Source organism: Furfurilactobacillus rossiae DSM 15814 (assembly GCF_000428925.1).
Classification (GTDB): domain Bacteria; phylum Bacillota; class Bacilli; order Lactobacillales; family Lactobacillaceae; genus Furfurilactobacillus; species Furfurilactobacillus rossiae.
The window spans coordinates 26,286-48,136 of sequence record NZ_AUAW01000011.1; the positions used below are offsets into that span (position 1 = coordinate 26,286).

Sequence of the window (21,851 nt, forward strand, 5' to 3'; positions counted from 1 at the left end):
GACTTTGTTACAAATAGTAGGCACGTAATTAGCTGCTAATTTTGCTTAACAAAAAGGTAATTGAAGATAAATAAGGGAGGCTCGTTAATGCAATATGATGAAATAATGGTTCGCTATGGCGAATTATCAACAAAGGGGAAAAACCGCAAGTCGTTTATTGACCGTTTAGGTAATAATGTTCGTGGCGTGCTCCATGACATTCCCGACGTGAAGGTGCATCCTGACCACGACAGAATGCACTTAACACTTAATGGTGCAGACTCAGCGTTAGTGATGAAGCGGTTGAGCAACGTTTTTGGGATCGAAAACTATTCACCGTCCGTTAAGGTGGATCTGGATCAGGCGCTGGTTGACCAACAAGCCATTGATATGGTTAAAGAGCAATACAAGCCAGGCATGACGTTTAAAATCGATACACGCCGTTCTAATCACCATTTTGGTTTGAGCACGTATGAGATGAACGACCACCTTGGTGGCGTCATTTTAAATGCTTTTGATGATATTCATGTCCAGATGAAGCAACCGGATTTAACGCTACGGGTTGAAGTGCGTAATAACGGGATCTTTCTGTCTAGTCAAACGTTTGCTGGTGCCATGGGAATGCCTGTGGGAACCGCTGGTAAAGGGATGATGATGCTGTCAGGAGGCATTGACTCACCAGTTGCGGCTTACCTAGCGATGAAACGTGGCGTGCAAGTCGAAATGGTGCATTTCTTTAGCCCGCCATACACGAGTCAACAGGCACTGGATAAGGCCATGGAATTAACGGCTAAGTTGACGGCCTATACTGGCAAGATTCGGTTTATTCAGGTGCCATTTACCAAGATTCAGGAAGAAATCAAGGAGAAGATTCCTGAAGGCTATCTGATGACGGTGCAACGTCGCATGATGTTACGTTTGACCGTTGCTTTGGCAGAAAAACGCCACGGGCTAGGCATTTTTAACGGCGAATCTCTTGGTCAGGTTGCGTCTCAAACGATGGAAAGCATGCTAGCTATTAATGATGTGACGACCATGCCGATCTTACGTCCGGTGGTCTCAATGGATAAGAATGAAATCATTGATGTTGCCAAGAAGATCGATACGTTTGATCTGTCGGTGTTACCGTTTGAAGATTGTTGTACGATTTTTGCTCCACCAGCACCTAAGACAAAGCCAAACTTGGATCGGACGCGTGAGTTTGAACAGCGGATCGATGTCGAAGGGTTGCTCGAAGAAGCATTGGCTGGTGTCAAAATGACGGAGATTCATCCTGGTGAAACTTTCTTAAATCAACAAGAAGACGTATTCGCCGAACTGCTATAATAATAAAAAAGATTATTTTGAAAAGTCAGGTGTAGGCATGATAACGATCAGGGATATTGCAAATCAAGCGGGGGTGTCGGTTTCAACGGCATCGCGAGCTTTGAACGATAATCCACGGATTTCGGCGGCTACAAGACGACGCATTCAGTCGCTAGCGGCACGTTTGGGATACGTCCCCAACTATAACGCGAAGAGTTTAACCCGTGGTGAAGCAAATGTGGTCGGTGTCGTGTTCCCACCCAGTCAAAGTAGCACGCAGGGTAACCCGTTCTTTATTGATGCTATGCGTGGCATCAATAGGGTGCTGACACAACGGCAGTATGTGCTGTCAGTTGCGATTGGTGAAACGTCTGATGACGTTCTGGCCAATGTGTCAGCAATGGTTGATCAGGCTAAGGTTAAACGTTTTGTTTTACTATATTCCCACGAAGATGATCCTGTTGCCGATTATTTGCGGTTAGCTGGACTACGGTTTGTCATTGTTGGTCAACCAAGTGTTAGCCACGATGATGATTATGTTGACAATGACAATGTGGCTGCTGGTGAGGCAGGAGCGACGTATTTGATTGATAAGCTTCACGCTAATCGCCCTGTATTTGTGAGTTCCGCAGTAGATTGGCCGTACGAACAAAATCGTCGTCAAGGATTTAAACAGATTGCTACTAAGCGTGGTGTGCCAACCGTTGAAACGCAGTTGCCACGCGCTGATGCACCGATTGCTTCGATAACCGAATGGCTTGAGAATCATCCTAATATTGATGGTATTTTAGCCACGGATGATCTAATTGGGCTATCGTTTTATCAACGTTGGCAGCAGGTTCATCCGGACGTACAGGTGCCATTGGTCAGTTATAACCGATCGATTTCGTTGCCGTTACCAAACGTCAATTTTCATTCAATTGATCTGTATCCTGAACGGTTGGGTGCTGCTGCGGCTGAACTGGTTTTTCGCAAGCATTCAACGGAAGCAGGTCACGAGAATCGAATCATTCTGCCGTTTGAACAGTTGAATTAATTAACGCGTTAAAAAATTGAAAGCCATCGTTATGGTGACGCCGCATGCAGGTGTTACGATAGCGATGGCTTTTATTTGTGACTGATAAAGTGAGACTGATAGACAGTTTTATAAATTAAGACAAGTAAGTAAAAAAGTTTAAAAAACTTTTGTGCAAACGGTTGCATTTTATTGTAAGCGGTTGCATAATAAATATCGATTAATCAACGTTGCTCAATAACAACGCATTTGCAATTATTGGTTTTATTTTTGAAATGGAGGAAGCAGCATGGCAGAGAATAAGTCGTCATCGCAGAGCGTCGATAAAAAGCATAAATTACCGGCATTACCTGCTAGTGTTATTTGGATGATCAGTTTTGGTTTTCTTGGGGTCCAAATGGCCTTTTCGTTACAGAGCTCAAACATGGGTCGGATTTTCCAAACGATTGGGGCAGATCCAACTAAATTAGGGGCATTCTTTATCCTGCCACCGTTAGCTGGATTAGTTGTTCAACCATTAGTTGGTTATTACTCAGACCGGACCTGGATGCCTAAACTTGGTCGCCGGATTCCTTACTTGCTAATTGGTGCCATTGTGGCAGTTATTGTCATGATGTTATTGCCAAATGCTGGTAGTTTTGGATTTGGTTATGCATCACTGACAGCACTTTGGTTTGGTGCTATTACCATTTTGTTCATGGATTTATCCAGTAACGTTGCGATGCAACCATTCAAAATGATGGTTGGTGACATGGTCAACGATGACCAAAAAGGTTTTGCATACGGTGTTCAAAGTTTTCTTTCTAACACAGGTGCCGTTTTAGCTTCTGTCTTTCCATTTTTATTGACAGCACTTGGTGTTGCCAACACAGCTAAAAAGGGTGTTGTACCACAATCTGTTGTTATTTCATTCTATGTTGGTGCGGTTATCCTGATCATTTGTAGCTTATTCACGGTTTTCCGTGTGAAGGAATACGATCCTGCTACATACGCGCGGTATCATAACATTGATGAAAATGCTAACAAGAAGAGCGAAAACATGTTCAAGTTATTAGCACACGCGCCTAAAGTATTCTGGACTGTTACGGTTGTCCAATTCTTCTGTTGGATGGGTTTCCAGTATCTATGGACTTACGGTACTGGTGCGATTTCTAAAAATGTTTGGCAGGCAGTTAACCCAGCAAGCGCAGGGTATCAGGCCGCTGGTAACTGGTTTGGTTTAATGTCAGCCGTTCAATCACTTGCTGCTGTTGTATGGTCACTTGTTATTGCACGAGTACCAAACAACTTGCACAAACAGGCTTACTCTTTAGGACTTGCCTTAGGAGCCGTTGGTTTTGGATCAGTATTCTTTATCCACAATCGCTGGTTATTAATTGTTTCATTTATTTTAATTGGTATTGCTTGGGCTTCAATGATGGCCTTCCCATTCACAATTCTGACAAACGCACTTTCTGGTGCCAACATGGGGACCTATCTTGGATTATTCAACGGTTCAATTTGTTTGCCACAGATCGTTGCCAGTGTGCTTAGTTTTGGTTTGTTCCCACTTTTGGGTTCATCCATGCCTGTTATGATTTTACTTTCCGGTATTCTATTATTAGTTGGTGCGCTTTCAGTTGGTATCGTTCACGAAACGTATGCGGAATAAGAGTGATGCCGAAGCCCTGGGCGACAGGTGCACGTTTTAGAAGAGTGATGCCTAACTTCGGGTGAATCCGAGCAATAAGAAACAAGATGGAGAATTCGGTGATTTTCCGAATACTTCGGCTTGTGGCTTATGTACAGGATTCAGAAGTTGGGTGCACGTTTAGAGTGATGCCGAAGCCCAGTTTGCACTGAGCAGAGAACAATATATGTGAGAAGGGACGAATAAAACTATGAAACAAACGTTTGACATTGAGCCATGGAACGTCGTAACTCGTAAATTTGATCCAGAGGACAAGCGTCTACAGGAATCGATGACCAGTCTTGGTAACGGTAATATGGGGCTCCGCGGCTTCTTTGAAGAAGATTACAGTGGCGATACTTTACCTGGTATTTATCTTGGGGGTGTGTGGTTCCCAGATAAGACACGTGTTGGTTGGTGGAAGAATGGTTATCCTGCTTACTTTGGTAAAGTTATCAACGCAGTTAACTTCATTAAGGTCAATGCGGTGATTAATGGCGAAAAGCTTGATTTGGCCAAAGATCAAGTGAGTCATTTTAAACTTGATTTGGACATGCAACATGCTTTGTTGACCCGGACATTCACCGTGACGAAGGGTGCAGCTAAGTTAGCTTTCACGTTTGAACGGTTTGTTAGTGCTGCACAAAAAGAGTTAGCAGTTATTCGAGTTAGTGTTAAAAACGTGGGCGATCAAGCCGTTAAGCTAGAATTAAACTCATCGTTGGATGCTGACGTTCAAAACGAGGACGCCAATTACGACGAACGGTTCTGGGATGTACTGAATCTTGGCGGTACCAGTGACCAAGGCGAAGTGGTGACCAAGACCAAGCCAAACAATTTTGGCACGCCTCAATTTACTGTTGGTATGCAAATGACCAATAAGAGCACGTTGCCAGCTGTTGAAAGCGGCGTTCAAACAGCAACTGAAGTTACGAATGAATTTGGCGGTGAATTGGCTGCCGGTGAAACTGCTCAGTTGGAAAAACGTGTGATTGTGGTAACATCACGTGATTACGATGACCAAATTGCTTTGACGGCAGGAATGCACGACTTGACGTCAGACGTTAACAAGCAATCATTTGATGACCTTTACCAGGCACACACAGCCGTTTGGGCTGACCGCTGGACAAAGAGTGATGTTTCTATTGAAGGGGACGTTGGTGCGCAACAAGGAATTCGCTTTAACCTGTTCCAGTTGTTCTCAACGTACTATGGTGAAGATTCACGGTTGAATATCGGACCAAAGGGCTTCACTGGTGAAAAGTATGGTGGTGCTACCTACTGGGACACGGAAGCGTTCGCCGTTCCCGTTTATCTCGGTGTAACGGATCAAAAAGTTACCCGCAATCTGTTGATGTATCGTTATCAACAATTGGATGGTGCGTACCATAATGCAAAGATGCAGGGACTTAAAGGTGCCTTGTTCCCAATGGTTACGTTTGACGGTATTGAATCACACAATGAATGGGAAATTACGTTTGAAGAAATTCACCGTAATGGTGACATTGCGTTTGCAATATACAACTACACGCGTTACACGGGCGACAAGAGTTATGTCTTACATGAAGGCAGTAAGGTGTTGACGGAAATTTCCCGCTTCTGGGCTGACCGTGTTCACTTCTCCAAACGTAATCAACAGTACATGATTCATGGTGTAACAGGTCCAGATGAATACGAAAATAACGTCGACAACAACTGGTACACAAACTATTTGGCTCAATGGACGTTGAAGTACACGTTACAGGTATTGCAAGAGGTTGACGCTAAGCAGGCGGCTGATTTAGCCGTTAGTGATGAAGAAAAGAAGCAATGGCAAGATATCGTCGATAAGATGTATCTGCCACACGATGACAAACTTGGCATTTTCGTTCAACACGACGGCTTCCTTGATAAGGATATCGAACCAGTCAGTGCAATTCCTGCTGACCAATTGCCAATTAATCAACACTGGTCATGGGACAAAATCTTGCGGTCCCCTTACATTAAGCAAGGGGATGTCCTACAGGGTGTTTGGGACTTTATCGATGACTTTACACCTGCGCAAAAGAAGGCCAACTTTGATTTCTACGAGCCATTAACGGTTCATGAATCCAGCCTATCCGCAGCAATCCATTCAATTTTGGCCGCTGATCTGCATTATGAAGATAAGGCTGTTGAAATGTATGAACGCACATCACGCTTGGATTTAGACAACTACAATAATGATACGGTCGATGGTTTGCATATTACATCAATGACTGGTAGCTGGTTAGCAATCGTTCAAGGTTTCGCTGGCATGCGGGTTCGCGATGATGAGCTACACTTTGCACCATTCTTACCGAAAAAATGGACGAGTTACGAATTCCGTCAACTGTTCCGTGGTCGTCTGATTGAAGTTCATGTGGATGCAAACGGGACAAACGTTAAACTGATTTCTGGTGATCCACTGACGGTTTCGGTTAATGACAAGGAAGTTAATTTGTAGTCAGCTTTAACGCCCTTAGCAGAGGCAGTTGCTATTAGTTGACGTTTAAACTTCAAATTAAACTGTTTCAAATCTGATTTAGTGTTAAAGAGGTTGAGACATAAGTTTATTTGGGAAGAATAATGTGAGTAATATCGCGCTCCAAAGTCCTGAGAATGCCGCTTAACCTAAAACTGATCCATTCCCCAAGTTCGGGAATGGGTCAGTTTTTGTTAATGCTCGTTCTCAAATCGGGCTTTGTCACAGTTCTTTTTACAACAATTGCTAAAATCAGGTCCGCACTATTTGTTAATCTTTATAAATCGAGACTGAAATTTAAAGTGCCAGTCCTTTACTTAACGGGGAAATGGTTTAGAATAAGGCTCAACGAACACCTTATGACCGTAATTTGTGGTGCTTTGTGAGTGAATTTAAATAGACAGGAGTGGTTCTTGTGGAAATCGTTGCAGATGACAATAAAGTACAGCTGGTCGGTGAACCGCTGGCCGTTGGGGATGCGCTACCGCATTTTAAATTATTTGATGAAGATGGCAATAAGGTCAAAATGGCTGAATTGTTGGGCAAACCACTGGTCATTAGCGTGGTACCAGATTTGAACACGCCAGTATGTTCTGTGCAAACCAAGAAATTTAATCAGCAGGCTGATTATCATCAAAATGTTCGTTTTGTGACCGTTTCGAAGAATACACCGTTGGAACAGAAAAACTGGTGTGCGGCTGAAGGTGTGACAAATTTATCTGTGTTGTCAGATGAGGAAGAATCGTTCGGTTATGCGACAAATCTGCTGGTTCCCGATTTAGATGTGCTTGCGCGAGCCGTTTACGTAATGGATGCAGAGGGCAAAGTCGTCTATCGCCAAGTTGTTCCTAACATTGGTCAGGAGCCTGATTATTTGGCCGCTTTAGATGCACTAGAACAGTTTGAAAAATAGTCCGCTTTAATTGTGAGATGGAAAACCATCTTGACGGTCAATGATGGACAGTTTATGATAAAAAATATTAAAGATGTTTGAAAACGAATAATGCATTGAACAAGAGAGTAGTGAATCGTGGTTTTATAGCAAGCTGGTGTTGATGGAAGACCGGTAAACGACGTGTAGCGAAAGTAGCTTGTTGGCAGGTTTGCTGAATCCGCTTGAGTGATGAGCGTTAGTAGGTGAATTCGGGTCACGTCCGTTAAACCGTGCTTGAGTGGGGTAGCATTACCCAATTTAGGTGGTACCGCGATAAATCGTCCTAATTTCTGTATGGAAATTAGGGCTTTTTTCGTTTGAAGGCATAACAAGTTGCTTTCACCACACGTTGATAACATGACTTAAAAATTATGATGAGTTGAAAGGAATGATTACATGGCAACTAAAGATTTACCGACTAAATATGATCCACGTGCCGTTGAGAATGGTCGCTATCAAAAATGGCTGAATGCAGGATTATTTAAGCCATCTGGCGACAAAAAGGCCAAGCCTTATTCGATTGTTTTGCCACCACCAAACGTGACGGGGAAGCTTCATCTAGGTCACGCTTGGGATACCGCCCTGCAAGATATGCTGGTCCGTTACAAACGAATGGAAGGCTACGATACATTGTGGGTTCCTGGTATGGATCACGCTGGCATTGCCACGCAAGCAAAGGTTGAAGCCCGCTTGCGTGAACAAGGAATTTCTCGTTACGATCTTGGTCGCGAAAAGTTCGTGGAACAAGTTTGGGACTGGAAGGACGAATATGCTGCTACCATCCATAAGCAATGGGCTAAGTTAGGTCTGTCCATGGATTACAGTCGCGAACGGTTTACACTTGATGAAGGCCTTTCTAAGGCTGTTCGTAAGGTGTTTGTTGATCTGTACAACAAGGGTCTGATCTACCGCGGTGAATACATTATTAACTGGGATCCACAAGCCCGCACAGCATTGTCTGATATTGAAGTTATCCACAAGGACGATAAAGGGGCTTTCTACCACGTTAAGTATCCATTCACGGATGGCACGACGTATGAAGGCAAGGATTACATCGAAATCGCGACGACTCGTCCTGAAACAATGTTTGGTGACGTTGCTGTTGCCGTCCATCCAAGTGACGAACGGTATAAGGAATTAGTTGGCAAACACATTAAGGTGCCATTAGTTGACCGCGAGATTCCGATTATTGCAGATGAATACGTTGACCCTGAGTTTGGAACTGGGATGGTTAAAATTACGCCGGCTCATGATCCAAATGACTTTCTGGTAGGTAACCGTCATAATCTCAAACGGATCAATACCATGAATGAGGACGCAACGTTAAACGAAAATGCCGGTAAGTATAACGGGATGGATCGTTTTGACGCTCGTAAGGCCATTGTTCAAGACTTGCAGGATGGTGGCTGGATGCTAAAGATTGACCCAATCGTGCACTCAGTTGGTCACTCAGAACGGACCGGTGTGCAGGTTGAAGCCCGTCTTTCAACTCAGTGGTTTGTTAAGATGAAGCCATTGGCAGAACAAGCATTGAACCACCAAAAGACAGATGACAAGGTCACATTCTGGCCTTCACGGTTTGAAGATACCTATGAACAGTGGATGAATAACGTTCATGACTGGGTTATTTCCCGTCAACTATGGTGGGGTCACCGGATTCCGGCTTGGTACAATAAGCAAACTGGTGAAACGTATGTTGGCATGGAAGCACCGAAGGACGAAGAAAACTGGACTCAAGATCCAGATGTTTTGGATACTTGGTTCAGCTCCGGTTTGTGGCCAATGACGACCATGGGGTGGCCAGATACTGATAATCCAGATTTCAAACGGTATTTCCCGACTGATGATTTGGTTACTGGTTACGATATTATTTTCTTCTGGGTATCCAGAATGATATTTGAATCAGTTGAATTTACTGGCAAACGGCCGTTTAAGAATGTGCTGATGCATGGTTTGATGCGGGATAATCAAGGTCGTAAAATGAGTAAGTCACTTGGCAACGGGATCGATCCAATGGATGTCATTGATAAGTACGGTGTCGATGCCATGCGCTGGTTCTTGGCTAACGGTTCAACGCCAGGTCAAGATGTTCGTTATGATACGACCAAACTTGATGCGGCGTGGAATTTCATCAACAAGATTTGGAATGCTAGCCGTTACGTCATTATGAATTTAGGCGACATGGAGAAACCAGTATTGCCAGACAAAGCAAACTGGAATTTGGCGGACCGGTGGATTTTGAGCCGGTTGAACCAAACAGTTGCCGATGTTCACCGTTTATTTGATAAGTTTGAATTTGGTGAAGTTGGCCGTGCACTTTATAATTTCATTTGGAATGACCTGTGTGACTGGTACATTGAAATGACCAAGGAAGTGCTTAACGGGGATGACGAAGCTGCTAAGAAGAACACTCAAAATGTCTTGGGTTATGTTCTTGACCAGACGTTACGTTTGATGCATCCGTTGATGCCATTCGTAACGGAGGAGCTGTGGCAGGACATGCCGCATGAGGGTGAATCAATCATGGTGGCGGACTACCCAGTTGTTCACGATGACTTTGATGATGCCAAAGCTGAAACTGATATGGGCCGCTTAATTGAGTTGATTACTGCAGTCCGTAATATTCGTGGTGAAGCCAACGCACCGATGAGTAGTGCCGTTGAACTGCTGATTAAGACCAATAACCCAGAACTGAAGACACTGTTTGAAACGAACCGTGATTTTGTGGATCGGTTCTGTCACCCGAGTGACTTGCAGATTGGACCAGATGTTGTGGCACCAAAACTGGCCATGTCAGCCATCATTTCTGATGCGGAAGTTTACATTCCGTTAGCCGAACTGATTAACTTGGATGACGAAGTTGCGCGTCTCGAAAAAGAAGTCGCTAATTTGCAGAATGAAGTGACCCGTTCCGAAAAGAAACTGGGTAATGAACGCTTTGTTGCTAATGCGCCAGAAGCAGTCGTCGCTGAAGAGCGGAGTAAGCAAGCTGATTGGCAACAAAAACTGACAGCAGCCACGAGTCGTTTGGCAGAAGTTAAGGCTAGTCGTAATTAAATCAACGCTCTGTCACCAACATTGGATTGAAAATTAGTCAATTAAAAAAGACGCCGTTCTGTTAACTTGAGCCAAGACAATAAGTTAACAGAACGGCGTTTTTGTATGCTTTTCGCATGTCTAGCATAGTCGTTGGTGTATGATAACAAGTAGACAAATTGAGAATGAGTGGGGCACTGACATGGTTAACACATATGAAGAGGCTGTGGCTTATATTCATGGCCGATCAAAGTTTAAAAAATCACCAACACTAGATCGCATGAGATTGTTTTTGGAGCGGTTAAACCATCCTGAAACGGATATCCAGATGGTCCATATTGTCGGCACAAACGGAAAGGGATCTACACTAACCTTTTTGCGCAATTTATTACAGGCAGATGGGCTGACCGTGGGCAGTTTCACGTCACCGTATTTGGTTCGTTTCAATGAGCGAATTAGTGTGGATGGTGAGCCTATCAGTGATGCAGATATTCTACGACTGGTTCAAATCATTCAACCAGTTGAAGCAAAGTTAGACGAAGAACTGCCTGAGGGTGGACCGACAGAGTTTGAAACGCTGACTGCCATGATGCTGCTCTACTTTGCTGAAGGACATGCTGATATTGTTCTGGTAGAAGCTGGTCTTGGTGGTCGCTTTGACTCTACCAATGTAATCACACCGCTATTGTCGGTTATCACAACCATTGGTTTGGACCATATGAAAATGTTGGGTGACACGGTTAGTAAAATTGCTTGGCAGAAAGCCGGCATCGCGAAGCCTAATGTCCCGATGATCACTGGAAACATTACTGACGACGGCGCGTTGTCCGTTATTCGTGAGGTTACTACAAAAACAGGCACTCCGTGGTTTGCCATGAATCGCGATTATCAGATTCACTATCAGTCGGCTCAGGGCTGGCAGGAACGGTTTAGTTTTGATGGCTTTGATCAACATTTAAAGGATTTGGCAATTAGCATGCTGGGTCGTTATCAAAGTGACAACGCGGCCACAGCACTAGCGGCTTATCTAAAATTGCATCAATTACAACAACTGCCAGTATCAGTCAAGAGTATTCGTGATGGTCTCAACACTGCCTTTTGGGCAGGGCGTTTTGAAAAATTGAACGACCAGCCCTTGGTGGTGATTGACGGTGCGCATAATGAGCCAGCCGTTGATGAGCTTGCTGAGCTAATCAAAACTCATTTTGGACAACAAAGTGTGACCATTATTTTTGCTGTTTTGGCAGATAAAGCTTATGAAAAGATGTTACCGACGCTGGCGGCACTGCCAAACGTGCATTTAGTGTTGACCCATTTCGCCGGTCCGAACGCAAAGCGGAATGCGGCCGATTTAGACGCGCTGGAAGCTAGTTTAAAACAGCCTGTGCCCAAGTTCGATAACTGGCAAGTGGCAATTGCACAAACGGCAGGAGGCCTGTCCGCCGATGATGTTTTGATTATTACGGGGTCGTTATACTTCATTTCTGATGTGCGCCATTTATTTACAGATAATGACGAAGTGGCGAACAATTGAGACTCAATTTGCGTATGTTAAGTCAACGTCATAATTTGGAGGTTGGCAAACATGAAACAAATTGGTACAAAGACAGAAGGACAGACAAAATTAACAATTGGCACTCAAGCAGGATCCAGTCGCACGGTCGGGATTGCGTTAAGCGATGAAATGAGCGATTTGCGCCAGGAAACGTTATTGCTACTGGCACTGAACGTTAAAAATCAGGTTGTTGCTCGGTGCGAAGTTTTTCGTGGAACGGTGGATGCATGTGTCGCACATCCTCGTGATGTGTTTTATCAGGCGATTGTCGCTAATGCGGCGAGGGTGATCGTTGCACATAACCATCCAAGTGGTCTGGCCAAGCCATCACCAAGTGATCAAGAATTTGGTCAGCGCCTGTGGTTGGCCGGTCAGCTACTTGGTATTGAGCTACTAGATTGTTTTATTGTAGGTCGTCATAGTTATTTCAGCTTTGGCGAGCACGATCTCTTTAATGCCGTGACATTACCGGAAATTTTGGCTGAAAAAGATACGGCTACGTCCTGATTCGGTTTGTTTAAGGAAGAATAAAAATCTTGATAACAGTGGAAACGACCTGTTTTCACTGTTTTTTCTATGGTATACTTTTTCCGATATGATTTGGCCCAAGGGTCTTTTGAAGGGAAGAAATACTGTGTTTGGATTAGGACAAAAAAACATCGGCATCGACTTGGGAACTGCCAACACACTTGTATATATTGACGGAAAGGGCATCGTTGTACGCGAGCCCTCTGTCGTTGCACGTAACACGAATACAGGTGAAGTAGTTGCAGTTGGTCAAGAAGCACGCAAGATGCTGGGTCGTACCCCCGGTAGCATTTCAGCTATTCGACCAATGAAAAACGGGGTTATTGCCGATTATGACACGACGGTAGCCATGATGAAGTATTACATTCAAAAGGCCCTCGGTCGGTCTTCTGAAAAGCCATACATCATGGTGTGTGTGCCAAGCGGGATTACTGAAGTTGAAAAGCGGGCAGTGATCGATGCTACTCGTGTGGCTGGTGCCCGTGATGCATATGTCATTGAGGAACCTTTTGCAGCCGCAATCGGTGCTGGTCTTCCTGTCATGGATCCAACTGGTAGCATGGTTGTTGACATTGGTGGTGGGACCACCGATGTTGCCACAATCTCACTTGGTGGGATTGTATCCAGTCGGTCCATTCGCATGGCTGGCGACAAACTCGATGAGTCAATTGTTGCTTTCGTTCGTCAAAAGTACAATTTATTGATTGGTGAGACGACAGCGGAAAATTTGAAGATTCAAATTGGTTCTGCTTCGGTTGAAGCTTCTGAGACCATGGATGGTGCATCTATTCGAGGCCGTGATTTGATTTCCGGTCTGCCAAAGACCATTGATGTGACCGCTGAAGATGTTGCTAAGGCAATTCACGACACCATTGTTGAAGTGATTGCAGCCATTAAGGAAACATTGGAAGAAACTTCTCCTGAAATTGCTGCAGACGTTATCGATCATGGAATTGTCTTGACCGGTGGTGGTGCGTTACTGAAGAATCTTCAGGATGTTATTTCTGAAGCAACTAAGGTGCCAGTCTTCATTGCCAACGAACCACTCGATTGTGTGGCTATTGGTACTGGTGAATCGTTGAAGAGTATTGACGTCATGAAACGGCGCAACAACCGTTAATAATTCGAAAATGTGTGGCACAAAAGCATTGGTCTTGGTCGACAGAAACAGTGTGTGAAAATGACATTGTTTTTGTCCAGACCGCGTCAACGGACGTTGAAAGTGGTTAGATAACCGCGACGCCAGCGCGTTTGTGCCACATTTTTTGATTGTGATGTTTTTAGACTTGGAGGTAACAATGCATAGATTCTTTTCAAACCGACGACTTGTCATCATCGCCGTGGGAATCATTACATGCCTGGGACTATTGACGTTATCGGTGACGGTTCGTAATCGTCGGAATACACCACCAATCATTCAACAATTCGGGAATGATGTGGCCGGTTTTGCTGACCGCGTGGTAAGTGTACCCGTTGGTGGGGTCGGTGCCGGAGTCAATTCGATTTCTCAGTTGTTAAGCACGTATGATGAAAATCAGAAGTTGAAACAACAAGTTGATCAAATGGCACAAGACAAGGTTCGTTTGCAAACAACTGAAAATGAAAACAAAGAATTACGTAGCGAAGCTAAGCTAAATAATAGCTTGATTGATTACCAGCCGATTACGGCCGGCGTTATCGCAAGAACGCCATCGGCATGGCAGAACCAATTGGTTATTGGCAAAGGTAAAACCAGTGGCATTAAGAAAAATATGCCTGTGCTTGCCGGTAAGGGATTAATTGGCCGTGTGATTGAAGTCAATCAAACCAACAGTAAGGTTGAGCTAATTTCCGATGATACCGATACTGCTAATCGGTTTGCTATTCAAGTCACTAATGCCGGGGGTGAAACGGTTAATGGTATCGTGACTGGCTATGACAAAGACAAGAATCTGCTAGAAATGGGTCAGATTACGACCAAAGTCGCCATTAAAAAGGGCGATAAAGTGACAACTAGTGGACTTGGTGGGATAACCCCTAAAGGATTGTTTGTTGGCACGATTGTTTCGACCAGTTCTGATGACTATGGTTTGGCAAATAAGGTTTACATCAAACCAGCGGGCAATCTTGGCACGGTTAACGTTGTTACAGTTGCCGCAAAACAATAAATGGGGGTGATGACATGCGTGAATCGAGCTTACGCTGGACGTTTATTATTGGCCTTCTGTTAAGCGTGTTTTTAGATGGAACGATCAGCCAGCAGTTCGCCGGTCATTTATTCCGCAGTTCGGCGACGGCTGTACCAGAGATTACTACGTTGTGGTTGTTTTGTGCATCTTTCTTTGAGGATCAATATCACATGCCAACATATTGGTTTGCAGTTTTCGCTGGCGTGGTTTTTGACCTCTTTTACAGCGGTTACTGGGGCGTGTACTTATTTATTTTCCCAGTGATCGTGTGGTTAGCTCGTACTTTACGACAAGTGCTGCCTGTCAATTTATTTGCGACACTGCTGGTCGGTTTTCTAGGGTTTACCATTCAACCATTACTGAGCTGGTCGGCTTTACAAATGATTGGTGGCACTGGTACATCGTTTGCTGATTTTATGGTAATCGATCTGGCACCAACGTTGGCCCTAAATGAAGTGATTCTATTGATTTTGTATGTGCCGTTACGACAACTTTATTTGCGTGGCGCACGTGTTCAGTAATTTTTTTAATGCGTGGCATATTTAATAGGGTTGACAGAGCGTATAAAGAACACTATAGTGTTGCTAACTTAAGAATATGAATGAAATGACAATGAACGGAAGAGTAAATGACAGGCTTGTCCAGAAAGTAATCGCTGCTGTGATGGTTACCCTGACTGTTGTTGAAACACATCTGTGAGTCGTTTGGCTGAATTTATGAAGTAGGTTAAACCGGTCGGTCCGTTACCCCAAGGAGTTTATAAACAAACTCGTTGAGTCAGTTACTGTGAAGTAATTGAAAGCTTGAGGTGGAACCGCGCAAACACGCCCTCTTTAGTCACTAAGATGACTAAAGAGGGCGTGTTTTTGTTTATAAACTCCGTGAGTTTATCGTCGTGAGGCGGTAGAAAAATGAGGTGGCACCACGTTAACCAACGTCCTCTAACTAGCAATTAGGCTAGTTAGGGGATTTTTTTGTGTCAAACGCAATGTGTTGTCATTAGTTTGAAAAGTTGTTCATCATAGGAGGGGTTAACATGTCGTTAACATACGTCAATCAGATTTTGCCATCATTATTTAGTGGGGCATGGATGACCATTCGTATTTTCTTTTGGACGTTGGTTGGTGCTTTACCACTAGGTGTATTAGTTAGTATGGGACTACGTTCACGGTTTTCACCGATTCGTTGGGTGCTGAACTTTTACGTTTGGCTCATGCGTGGGACGCCGCTATTGCTTCAACTGATGTTTGTTTTTTACGGACTACCAGACGTTAATATTGTGTTTGCCCGTTATCCCGCAGCACTGTTCGCCTTTATCTTAAACTACGCCGCTTATTTTGCTGAAATCTTCCGTGGCGGTTTTGCCGGTATTAACCATGGTCAATACGAGGGTGCCCAAGTGCTCGGTCTGACTTATACCCAAACCTTACGAAAGATTGTACTGCCACAAGTTGTCAAAAGCGTTATCCCTGCTGTTGGTAATGAAGTAATCAACTTGGTCAAAGATTCATCGCTGGTTTATGTTATTGGATTAGGTGATCTACTGCGTGCCGGTAATGTGGCCTCAGCTAGAGATGTTACATTGGTTCCGCTGATCCTAGTGGGGATTATTTATCTTTTGTTGACGTTGGTTTGTACCTACGCCTTACGCGGATTAGAGAAACACTACAGTTACTACCGATAGGAGGGATCAACTATGCTGGAATTAAAAAATATCAACAAATCATTTGCACAGCGCAGAATTTTAAACGACTTTTCAATGGTTGTGCCTGACCAACAAATTGTTAGTATCGTCGGTCCCTCTGGTGCCGGCAAGACGACCTTGTTACGGTGCATCGCAGGATTAGAACGTCCAGACTCGGGCAGCTTTCTTTTAGACGGTCAACCGTTTGACCCAGTTGAAGATCGTGGAAGTGAACGTAAGATTGGTGTGGTTTTTCAAGACTTTAATTTATTTCCTAACTTGAGTGTGCTCGACAACATCATGTTAGCACCTAAAATGGTAACTGGTCTGTCAACAAAACAGGCTCATGAACAAGTTGAATCATTGGTTGAGTCGCTTGGGTTAGCTCAAGTGATCAAACAGTATCCATTTCAGCTATCTGGTGGTCAAAAACAGCGTGTTGCAATTGCGAGAGCTTTGGCTATGGAACCAGCTATTTTATGTTATGACGAGCCAACGTCAGCATTGGACCCAACGCTTCGTGATACGGTCGGTCAACTCATTTTAGACCTCAAAAAACGAGGGATTACCCAGATTGTTGTCACCCATGATCAGCAGTTTGCGGAAAAAATTGCCGATCAGGTTGTGACAGTTAAACCACTGAATGCCTAAGGCCAATGTTAGTTTGACCGGGGATAGTGGGGAGGATGAAGATAATGATTCGAAAACGAACAATAAGCAGGTATCGACGATTAGCGGCATTAGTTGTTGTCATGCTAATGGGCATTTTAGTTTTGAGCGGTTGTGAGAGCGTTGCTACCCGTGCGGATCATCAAGATACCTGGCAACATATAAAACGCCGTGGAACGGTCGTTATCGGTGTTGATGATAGTTTTGTTCCGATGGGTTTTCGCGAAAAGAATGGAAAATTGGTTGGCTACGATGTGGATCTAGCGAAGGCAACGTTTGCTCAGTATGGTCTCAAAGTAGATTTTCAAACGATTGACTGGTCCATGAAGGAAACAGAATTGCGTAATGGGACGATTGATGCAATCTGGAATGGCTATACCATAACGCCTCAACGGGCAGCCAAAGTGGCCTTTTCCCGACCATATCTCAGAAATCGTCAGGTCTTGGTAACCAAGAGAAAACAAAATATTCGGCGATTTTCAGATATGAAAGGCAAAATCTTAGGTTTGCAAACCGGATCATCGGCCCAAACGTTAGTTAATCAAAAGCCTAAGCTATTGAAACAATACATCAAAGGATCGCCGATAACATATGACACATTTAATGACGCTTTTATTGATCTGAACGTTAACCGAATTCAGGGGTTACTGATTGATCAAGTGTACGCAGGCTATTACGTTAAGCACGAACCTAATCCGTCTGCCTATCGAACGATTGTCGGCGATTTTGCCGGGGAAGATTACGCGGTTGGCTTACGTAAGGGGGATGTCACCTTAAGGAAAAAAATCAACCAGGCGTTTGTTAAACTGGCTAAGAATGGACAACTCAGTCAGATTAACCATAAATGGTTCGGTCAGGATTCAGATTCGTTAATTTCGAAGTAGTATTTAAAAGTTATTCGCGGCTTTCAACGTTCAGTTATTTTTTTAGTCATAATAAATATTAAAAAGTCGTAGGACACAAATTTGGAGACTGTGAATTTGTGTCCTACGACTTTATTTTACGATTTTTTTCGATAGTGGTTCTAGTCCAGAGGATTGTTTTTACGGGGCATTTCAGCTAGTATAAAGCAATGATGACTACACAAATTTATTTTAACGGAGGCGGCTGGAATTGAAACAAGATTTAGCAAACGGTGTTCATTTAACCGTTCTCCCAACCACACAATTTAAAACAGTTAGCGTGCTGGTATCTTTTTGCTCGCCAGTTCAATTAGCCACGTTAACGACGCGTTCATTATTGGCTGATCTATTAGAGACCAGTTCGGCAATGTACCCGACACAAACGGCGTTAGCTGCAGTACTGAGTAATATGTATGGTGCAAATTTCAATACGAACGTTACTAAAATGGGCAACTTAGCTCAGTTTCAATTCGCACTGACTTTGGCCAATGGCCGCTATTTAGAAGGACAACCTAATTTATTAGCTGACGGATTTCATTTTCTCAACGAAGTGATGTTAAATCCATTGGTTAGCACGCAAAACGGTATTACCGGCTTTGACCAACAGACGTTTGATCGACAAAAAGAAAATTTGGCCATCGCGTTACGTGCCGTCAGTGATGATAAGATGTTATACGCGCGTTTACAGGCTCAACGTTTGCATTTTGGTGACACTGCGGCTGCTTATCCCAGTGCAGGCCGGTTAGTTGACGTCGAGAGCCTAACAGCACAGTCAGTTTATAATGAATATCGGCGTATTTTGACTGACGATGAAGTGTTTATTTATGTCATGGGCGATGTGGATGCTGATGAAGTGGCAACGTTGCTTGATTCATTTGATTTAACGGATCGTCCATCGATGTCACGACAAATTACAATACCGCAGGAAACCCCTTCGAATGTCACTAGAAAAGTGGAACATCAGTCGATAACCCAAGCCAAACTTGACCTGGCTTATAATTTGCCGGTTCATTATGGTGACAATCAGTATTTTGCGGCACAGGTGTTTAACGGACTGTTTGGTGGCACGCCACTATCATTGCTGTTTACAAATGTTCGAGAAAAGAAGAGCTTGGCCTATTATGCTAATTCAGGCATTAATTTCTTTAATCAAACGTTATTGGTACAGGCAGGTATCGATGGGGAGCAGGCGGTGACTGTGCAACAGATCATTGGCGAGCAATTGGCTGATCTGGCGTCTGGAAAGTTTAGCGTGGATCGCATGAGTCAGGTTAAGGAAACGTTGATTAATCAGCGTGAGGCGGCTCAGGATGCACCACGATTGGTAGTTGGCTCTGAATTATTGGGCGACTTAACGGCTAGTCCAATGGCTGTAAGTGATTGGATTGATGGCATCAATGCTGTCACAGCTCAGGATGTTGCCGCGATTGCGCAGCAAACGAGTTTGGCAACGAGTTATTTACTTACCAAGTAACCAGCCTAAACTCAAATTGCCAATTTAAAAAGTATCTGATTGATAAGGAGACAACTGTGGAAAAACACGATTATCAGCAGTTAGGTGAAACTATTTATGAAGAAACTTTGCCCAATGGTTTATTGGTGCAGTTGCTGCCAAAGGCAGGTTTTCATAAAACGTATGCCTTAATGACAACTGACTTCGGTTCGACGGATCGAACGTTTACACCACGTGGGGCTGATGAAGCAGTAACCATTCCAGATGGGGTTGCTCATTTTTTGGAACACAAGATGTTTGAAAAGGCAGATCACGATGCATTCGATTTGTTTGGACAATATGGTGCGGATGCAAATGCCTATACGAGTTTTACACGAACCAGTTATTTGTTTGCTGCAAGTCGTCATCTCAAAGAGAATTTAAATATTCTGTTGGATTTTGTTCAAGATCCTTATTTTACCGAGGCTACTGTAGCTAAGGAAAAAGGGATTATTGGGCAAGAAATCCAAATGTATGATGATGACCCAAGCTGGCAACTATTTATGGGCATTGTGGGTAATTTATATCCGACGGAACCCGTTCATATTGATATCGCCGGAACAGTCGATTCAATTGGTCAGATTACGGCAGAACAATTAATGTCCACGTATCAAACGTTTTACCATCCAAGCAATATGAATCTATTTATCGTGGGGGCTTTTGAACCTGATTCGGTGATGACTTGGATTAAGGAAAATCAGACAAGCAAGACATTTGAACAACCGGCTGCAATTGACCGAACGATCATTGAAAATCATGATCAAACGGAGATTCTTCCTTATCGAAGCCGCCACCTAAACGTTACCATGCCGAAGTCAATTGTGGGGCTTCGTGGTTTAGATGACGTACCCAGTGGGCGCAATGGATTAAAATATAGTTTAGCTGCATCCTTGTTGCTAGATATGTTGTTTGCGGACACCAGTGAGACGTATCTGAAGCTTTACGATGCTGGCATTATTGATGACAGTTTTGACTATGATTTGTCCTTGGAACGTGGATTCCACTTCTTGACCGTCAGCAGTGATACCGATGATCCAAACGGTTTTTCAGAGGCGATTATTAATGTGTTAGAGCATGTTAGTGATTACCTATCCGGTCAGCCGGCTATTGAAAACTTTGAATTGGTTAAGCGTGAAGCAATCGGCCATCACATTATGATGTTGAATTCAGTGGAAGCAATTGCCAACGCATATGAAGGCAAGCTGTTTGATAATGCTAATTTACTTGATGAGACACAACTGTTAGAATCACTGACCTTAGCGGATGTTCAATCTTTGGCAGAAGCATTAATCAGGTCGGAAGGCATCAGTGTGTTTGATGTTTTGCCAACTGAAGATACGGAAGATCTTGAAAATTCTTAAAAAAATTCACCGTTTTTGTAATTCAATAACAGGAACAGGCTGTTATGCTATACTTAAATTCAACGTGTCATGAACGTATTCTATAAAGATGGAGTCTTTATCTTATGAGTGAGGAAACACCAACTATTGGTCAAAAGTTGCAAGAAGCCCGTAATGCGAAGGGTTTAACAATTGATGACGTTCAACAAAGTACAAAAATTCAACGTCGCTACCTCATTGCCATTGAAGACGGCAAGTTTGACGAGTTGCCAGGCGATTTTTACGTGCGAGCATTTATTAAACAATACGCTCAAGCGGTTGATTTGAACGGCGATGAGTTATTAAAAGATTACAACGATCAGTTGCCACAGGCTGCAGCAACACATGTTATGCCAGCTGATGAGGCCCCTGCAACACGGGAAAAGACGCCTCAAGTGCGCGAAAGTAACGGCACATTAGAACGGTTACGATCAATCTTGCCAATTGCATTGGTAACATTGTTAGTTGTAGTCATTCTTGGTGCCATTTGGGTGTTTGCGGTTCGTAATGGTAATAAGTCCAGTAACAATAGTCAGATTTCCAGCAGTGCAGTTAAGGTAAGCTCTTCGAAAGATACTGAATCGAGCAGTTCAAGTAGTTCTAGCAGTTCATCCAGTAGTTCAAGTTCTAGCAGTTCAAGTTCTAGCAGTTCAAGTAGCAGTTCTAGTTCAGACAAGTCGAAGAAAAACAGCAAGGCTAAGTTAGTCTCTGTTTCTACGACGGGTGGTAACAGCACCTACCGGCTGGAAAATGCCCCTGCGACGAACAAGATTACTATTGCTGCCGACAATGCCGCATCATGGATGCAGGTTACACCTGCAGGTAGTTCTGCACTTTATGTCGGAACCATGCAAAGCGGTAAGTCACAAACGGTCACCTTGCCTAACGGCGCAACTTCGGTTGCGGTTTCATTTGGTAATCGAACGGCAACTAAGATCCAAATCAACGGTAAAGACGTTGACATTAGTAAAGGTACTGGTAATACAGGTGTCCTGACAATTCAATTACAGGCAGCTACCAGTAAAGCGAAATAACGTACAAGCAGAGGTCACAT

At 43.7% G+C, this 21,851-nt stretch carries 17 protein-coding genes and 2 other annotated features; all 17 genes read left to right on the forward strand.

Going from position 1 to position 21,851, the window contains the following annotated elements:
* Nucleotides 1–87: 87 nt before the first annotated feature.
* Nucleotides 88–1,305, forward strand: coding sequence for a tRNA uracil 4-sulfurtransferase ThiI (gene thiI / locus G400_RS0108075; RefSeq protein WP_017261219.1), 1,218 nt, complete (start codon nucleotides 88–90; stop codon nucleotides 1,303–1,305).
* A 37-nt stretch (nucleotides 1,306–1,342) separates the two neighbouring features.
* Nucleotides 1,343–2,320, forward strand: a complete 978-nt coding sequence (locus tag G400_RS0108080; RefSeq protein WP_017261218.1) for a LacI family DNA-binding transcriptional regulator — start codon at nucleotides 1,343–1,345, stop codon at nucleotides 2,318–2,320.
* A gap of 268 nt (nucleotides 2,321–2,588) precedes the next feature.
* A complete protein-coding gene (locus G400_RS0108085; RefSeq protein WP_017261217.1) occupies nucleotides 2,589–3,950 on the forward strand; it encodes an SLC45 family MFS transporter in 1,362 nt (453 codons plus the stop codon).
* Nucleotides 3,951–4,179: 229 nt separating this feature from the next.
* Nucleotides 4,180–6,432, forward strand: coding sequence for a glycoside hydrolase family 65 protein (locus G400_RS0108090; RefSeq protein ID WP_017261216.1), 2,253 nt, complete (start codon nucleotides 4,180–4,182; stop codon nucleotides 6,430–6,432).
* Nucleotides 6,433–6,865: 433 nt separating this feature from the next.
* A complete protein-coding gene (gene tpx / locus G400_RS0108095) occupies nucleotides 6,866–7,363 on the forward strand; it encodes a thiol peroxidase (protein WP_017261215.1) in 498 nt (165 codons plus the stop codon).
* Nucleotides 7,364–7,449: 86 nt separating this feature from the next.
* Nucleotides 7,450–7,673, forward strand: a binding site (T-box leader).
* 107 nt (nucleotides 7,674–7,780) lie between these two features.
* Nucleotides 7,781–10,441 (forward strand): valine--tRNA ligase, encoded by a 2,661-nt coding sequence (locus G400_RS0108100; protein ID WP_017261214.1) that lies wholly within the window; start codon nucleotides 7,781–7,783, stop codon nucleotides 10,439–10,441.
* Nucleotides 10,442–10,622: 181 nt separating this feature from the next.
* A complete protein-coding gene (locus G400_RS0108105; protein ID WP_017261213.1) occupies nucleotides 10,623–11,954 on the forward strand; it encodes a bifunctional folylpolyglutamate synthase/dihydrofolate synthase in 1,332 nt (443 codons plus the stop codon).
* Between the two features lie 51 nt (nucleotides 11,955–12,005).
* Complete coding sequence (locus G400_RS14820) at nucleotides 12,006–12,482, forward strand: JAB domain-containing protein (protein ID WP_017261212.1); 477 nt, start codon at nucleotides 12,006–12,008, stop codon at nucleotides 12,480–12,482.
* 127 nt (nucleotides 12,483–12,609) lie between these two features.
* Nucleotides 12,610–13,623: a rod shape-determining protein gene (locus G400_RS0108115; RefSeq protein ID WP_017261211.1), complete on the forward strand. Its 1,014-nt coding sequence runs from the start codon at nucleotides 12,610–12,612 to the stop codon at nucleotides 13,621–13,623.
* A gap of 178 nt (nucleotides 13,624–13,801) precedes the next feature.
* Nucleotides 13,802–14,650, forward strand: a complete 849-nt coding sequence (mreC, locus tag G400_RS0108120; RefSeq protein WP_017261210.1) for a rod shape-determining protein MreC — start codon at nucleotides 13,802–13,804, stop codon at nucleotides 14,648–14,650.
* 14 nt (nucleotides 14,651–14,664) lie between these two features.
* Nucleotides 14,665–15,192 carry a rod shape-determining protein MreD gene (gene mreD / locus G400_RS0108125; protein WP_017261209.1) on the forward strand — a complete coding sequence of 176 codons (528 nt, stop codon included), beginning with the start codon at nucleotides 14,665–14,667 and terminating at the stop codon, nucleotides 15,190–15,192.
* Nucleotides 15,193–15,274: 82 nt separating this feature from the next.
* Nucleotides 15,275–15,506 (forward strand) — a binding site (T-box leader).
* A 201-nt stretch (nucleotides 15,507–15,707) separates the two neighbouring features.
* Nucleotides 15,708–16,355 carry an amino acid ABC transporter permease gene (locus tag G400_RS0108130; RefSeq protein WP_017261208.1) on the forward strand — a complete coding sequence of 216 codons (648 nt, stop codon included), beginning with the start codon at nucleotides 15,708–15,710 and terminating at the stop codon, nucleotides 16,353–16,355.
* A 12-nt stretch (nucleotides 16,356–16,367) separates the two neighbouring features.
* Complete coding sequence (locus G400_RS0108135) at nucleotides 16,368–17,006, forward strand: amino acid ABC transporter ATP-binding protein (protein WP_017261207.1); 639 nt, start codon at nucleotides 16,368–16,370, stop codon at nucleotides 17,004–17,006.
* Nucleotides 17,007–17,050: 44 nt separating this feature from the next.
* Nucleotides 17,051–17,908: an amino acid ABC transporter substrate-binding protein gene (locus G400_RS0108140; RefSeq protein WP_017261206.1), complete on the forward strand. Its 858-nt coding sequence runs from the start codon at nucleotides 17,051–17,053 to the stop codon at nucleotides 17,906–17,908.
* 229 nt (nucleotides 17,909–18,137) lie between these two features.
* On the forward strand, nucleotides 18,138–19,400 hold the full coding sequence (gene yfmF, locus G400_RS0108145; protein ID WP_017261205.1) for an EF-P 5-aminopentanol modification-associated protein YfmF: 1,263 nt from the start codon (nucleotides 18,138–18,140) through the stop codon (nucleotides 19,398–19,400).
* A gap of 56 nt (nucleotides 19,401–19,456) precedes the next feature.
* A complete protein-coding gene (gene yfmH, locus G400_RS0108150) occupies nucleotides 19,457–20,779 on the forward strand; it encodes an EF-P 5-aminopentanol modification-associated protein YfmH (protein ID WP_017261204.1) in 1,323 nt (440 codons plus the stop codon).
* A gap of 104 nt (nucleotides 20,780–20,883) precedes the next feature.
* Complete coding sequence (locus G400_RS14825; protein ID WP_017261203.1) at nucleotides 20,884–21,831, forward strand: helix-turn-helix domain-containing protein; 948 nt, start codon at nucleotides 20,884–20,886, stop codon at nucleotides 21,829–21,831.
* Nucleotides 21,832–21,851 lie beyond the last annotated feature (20 nt).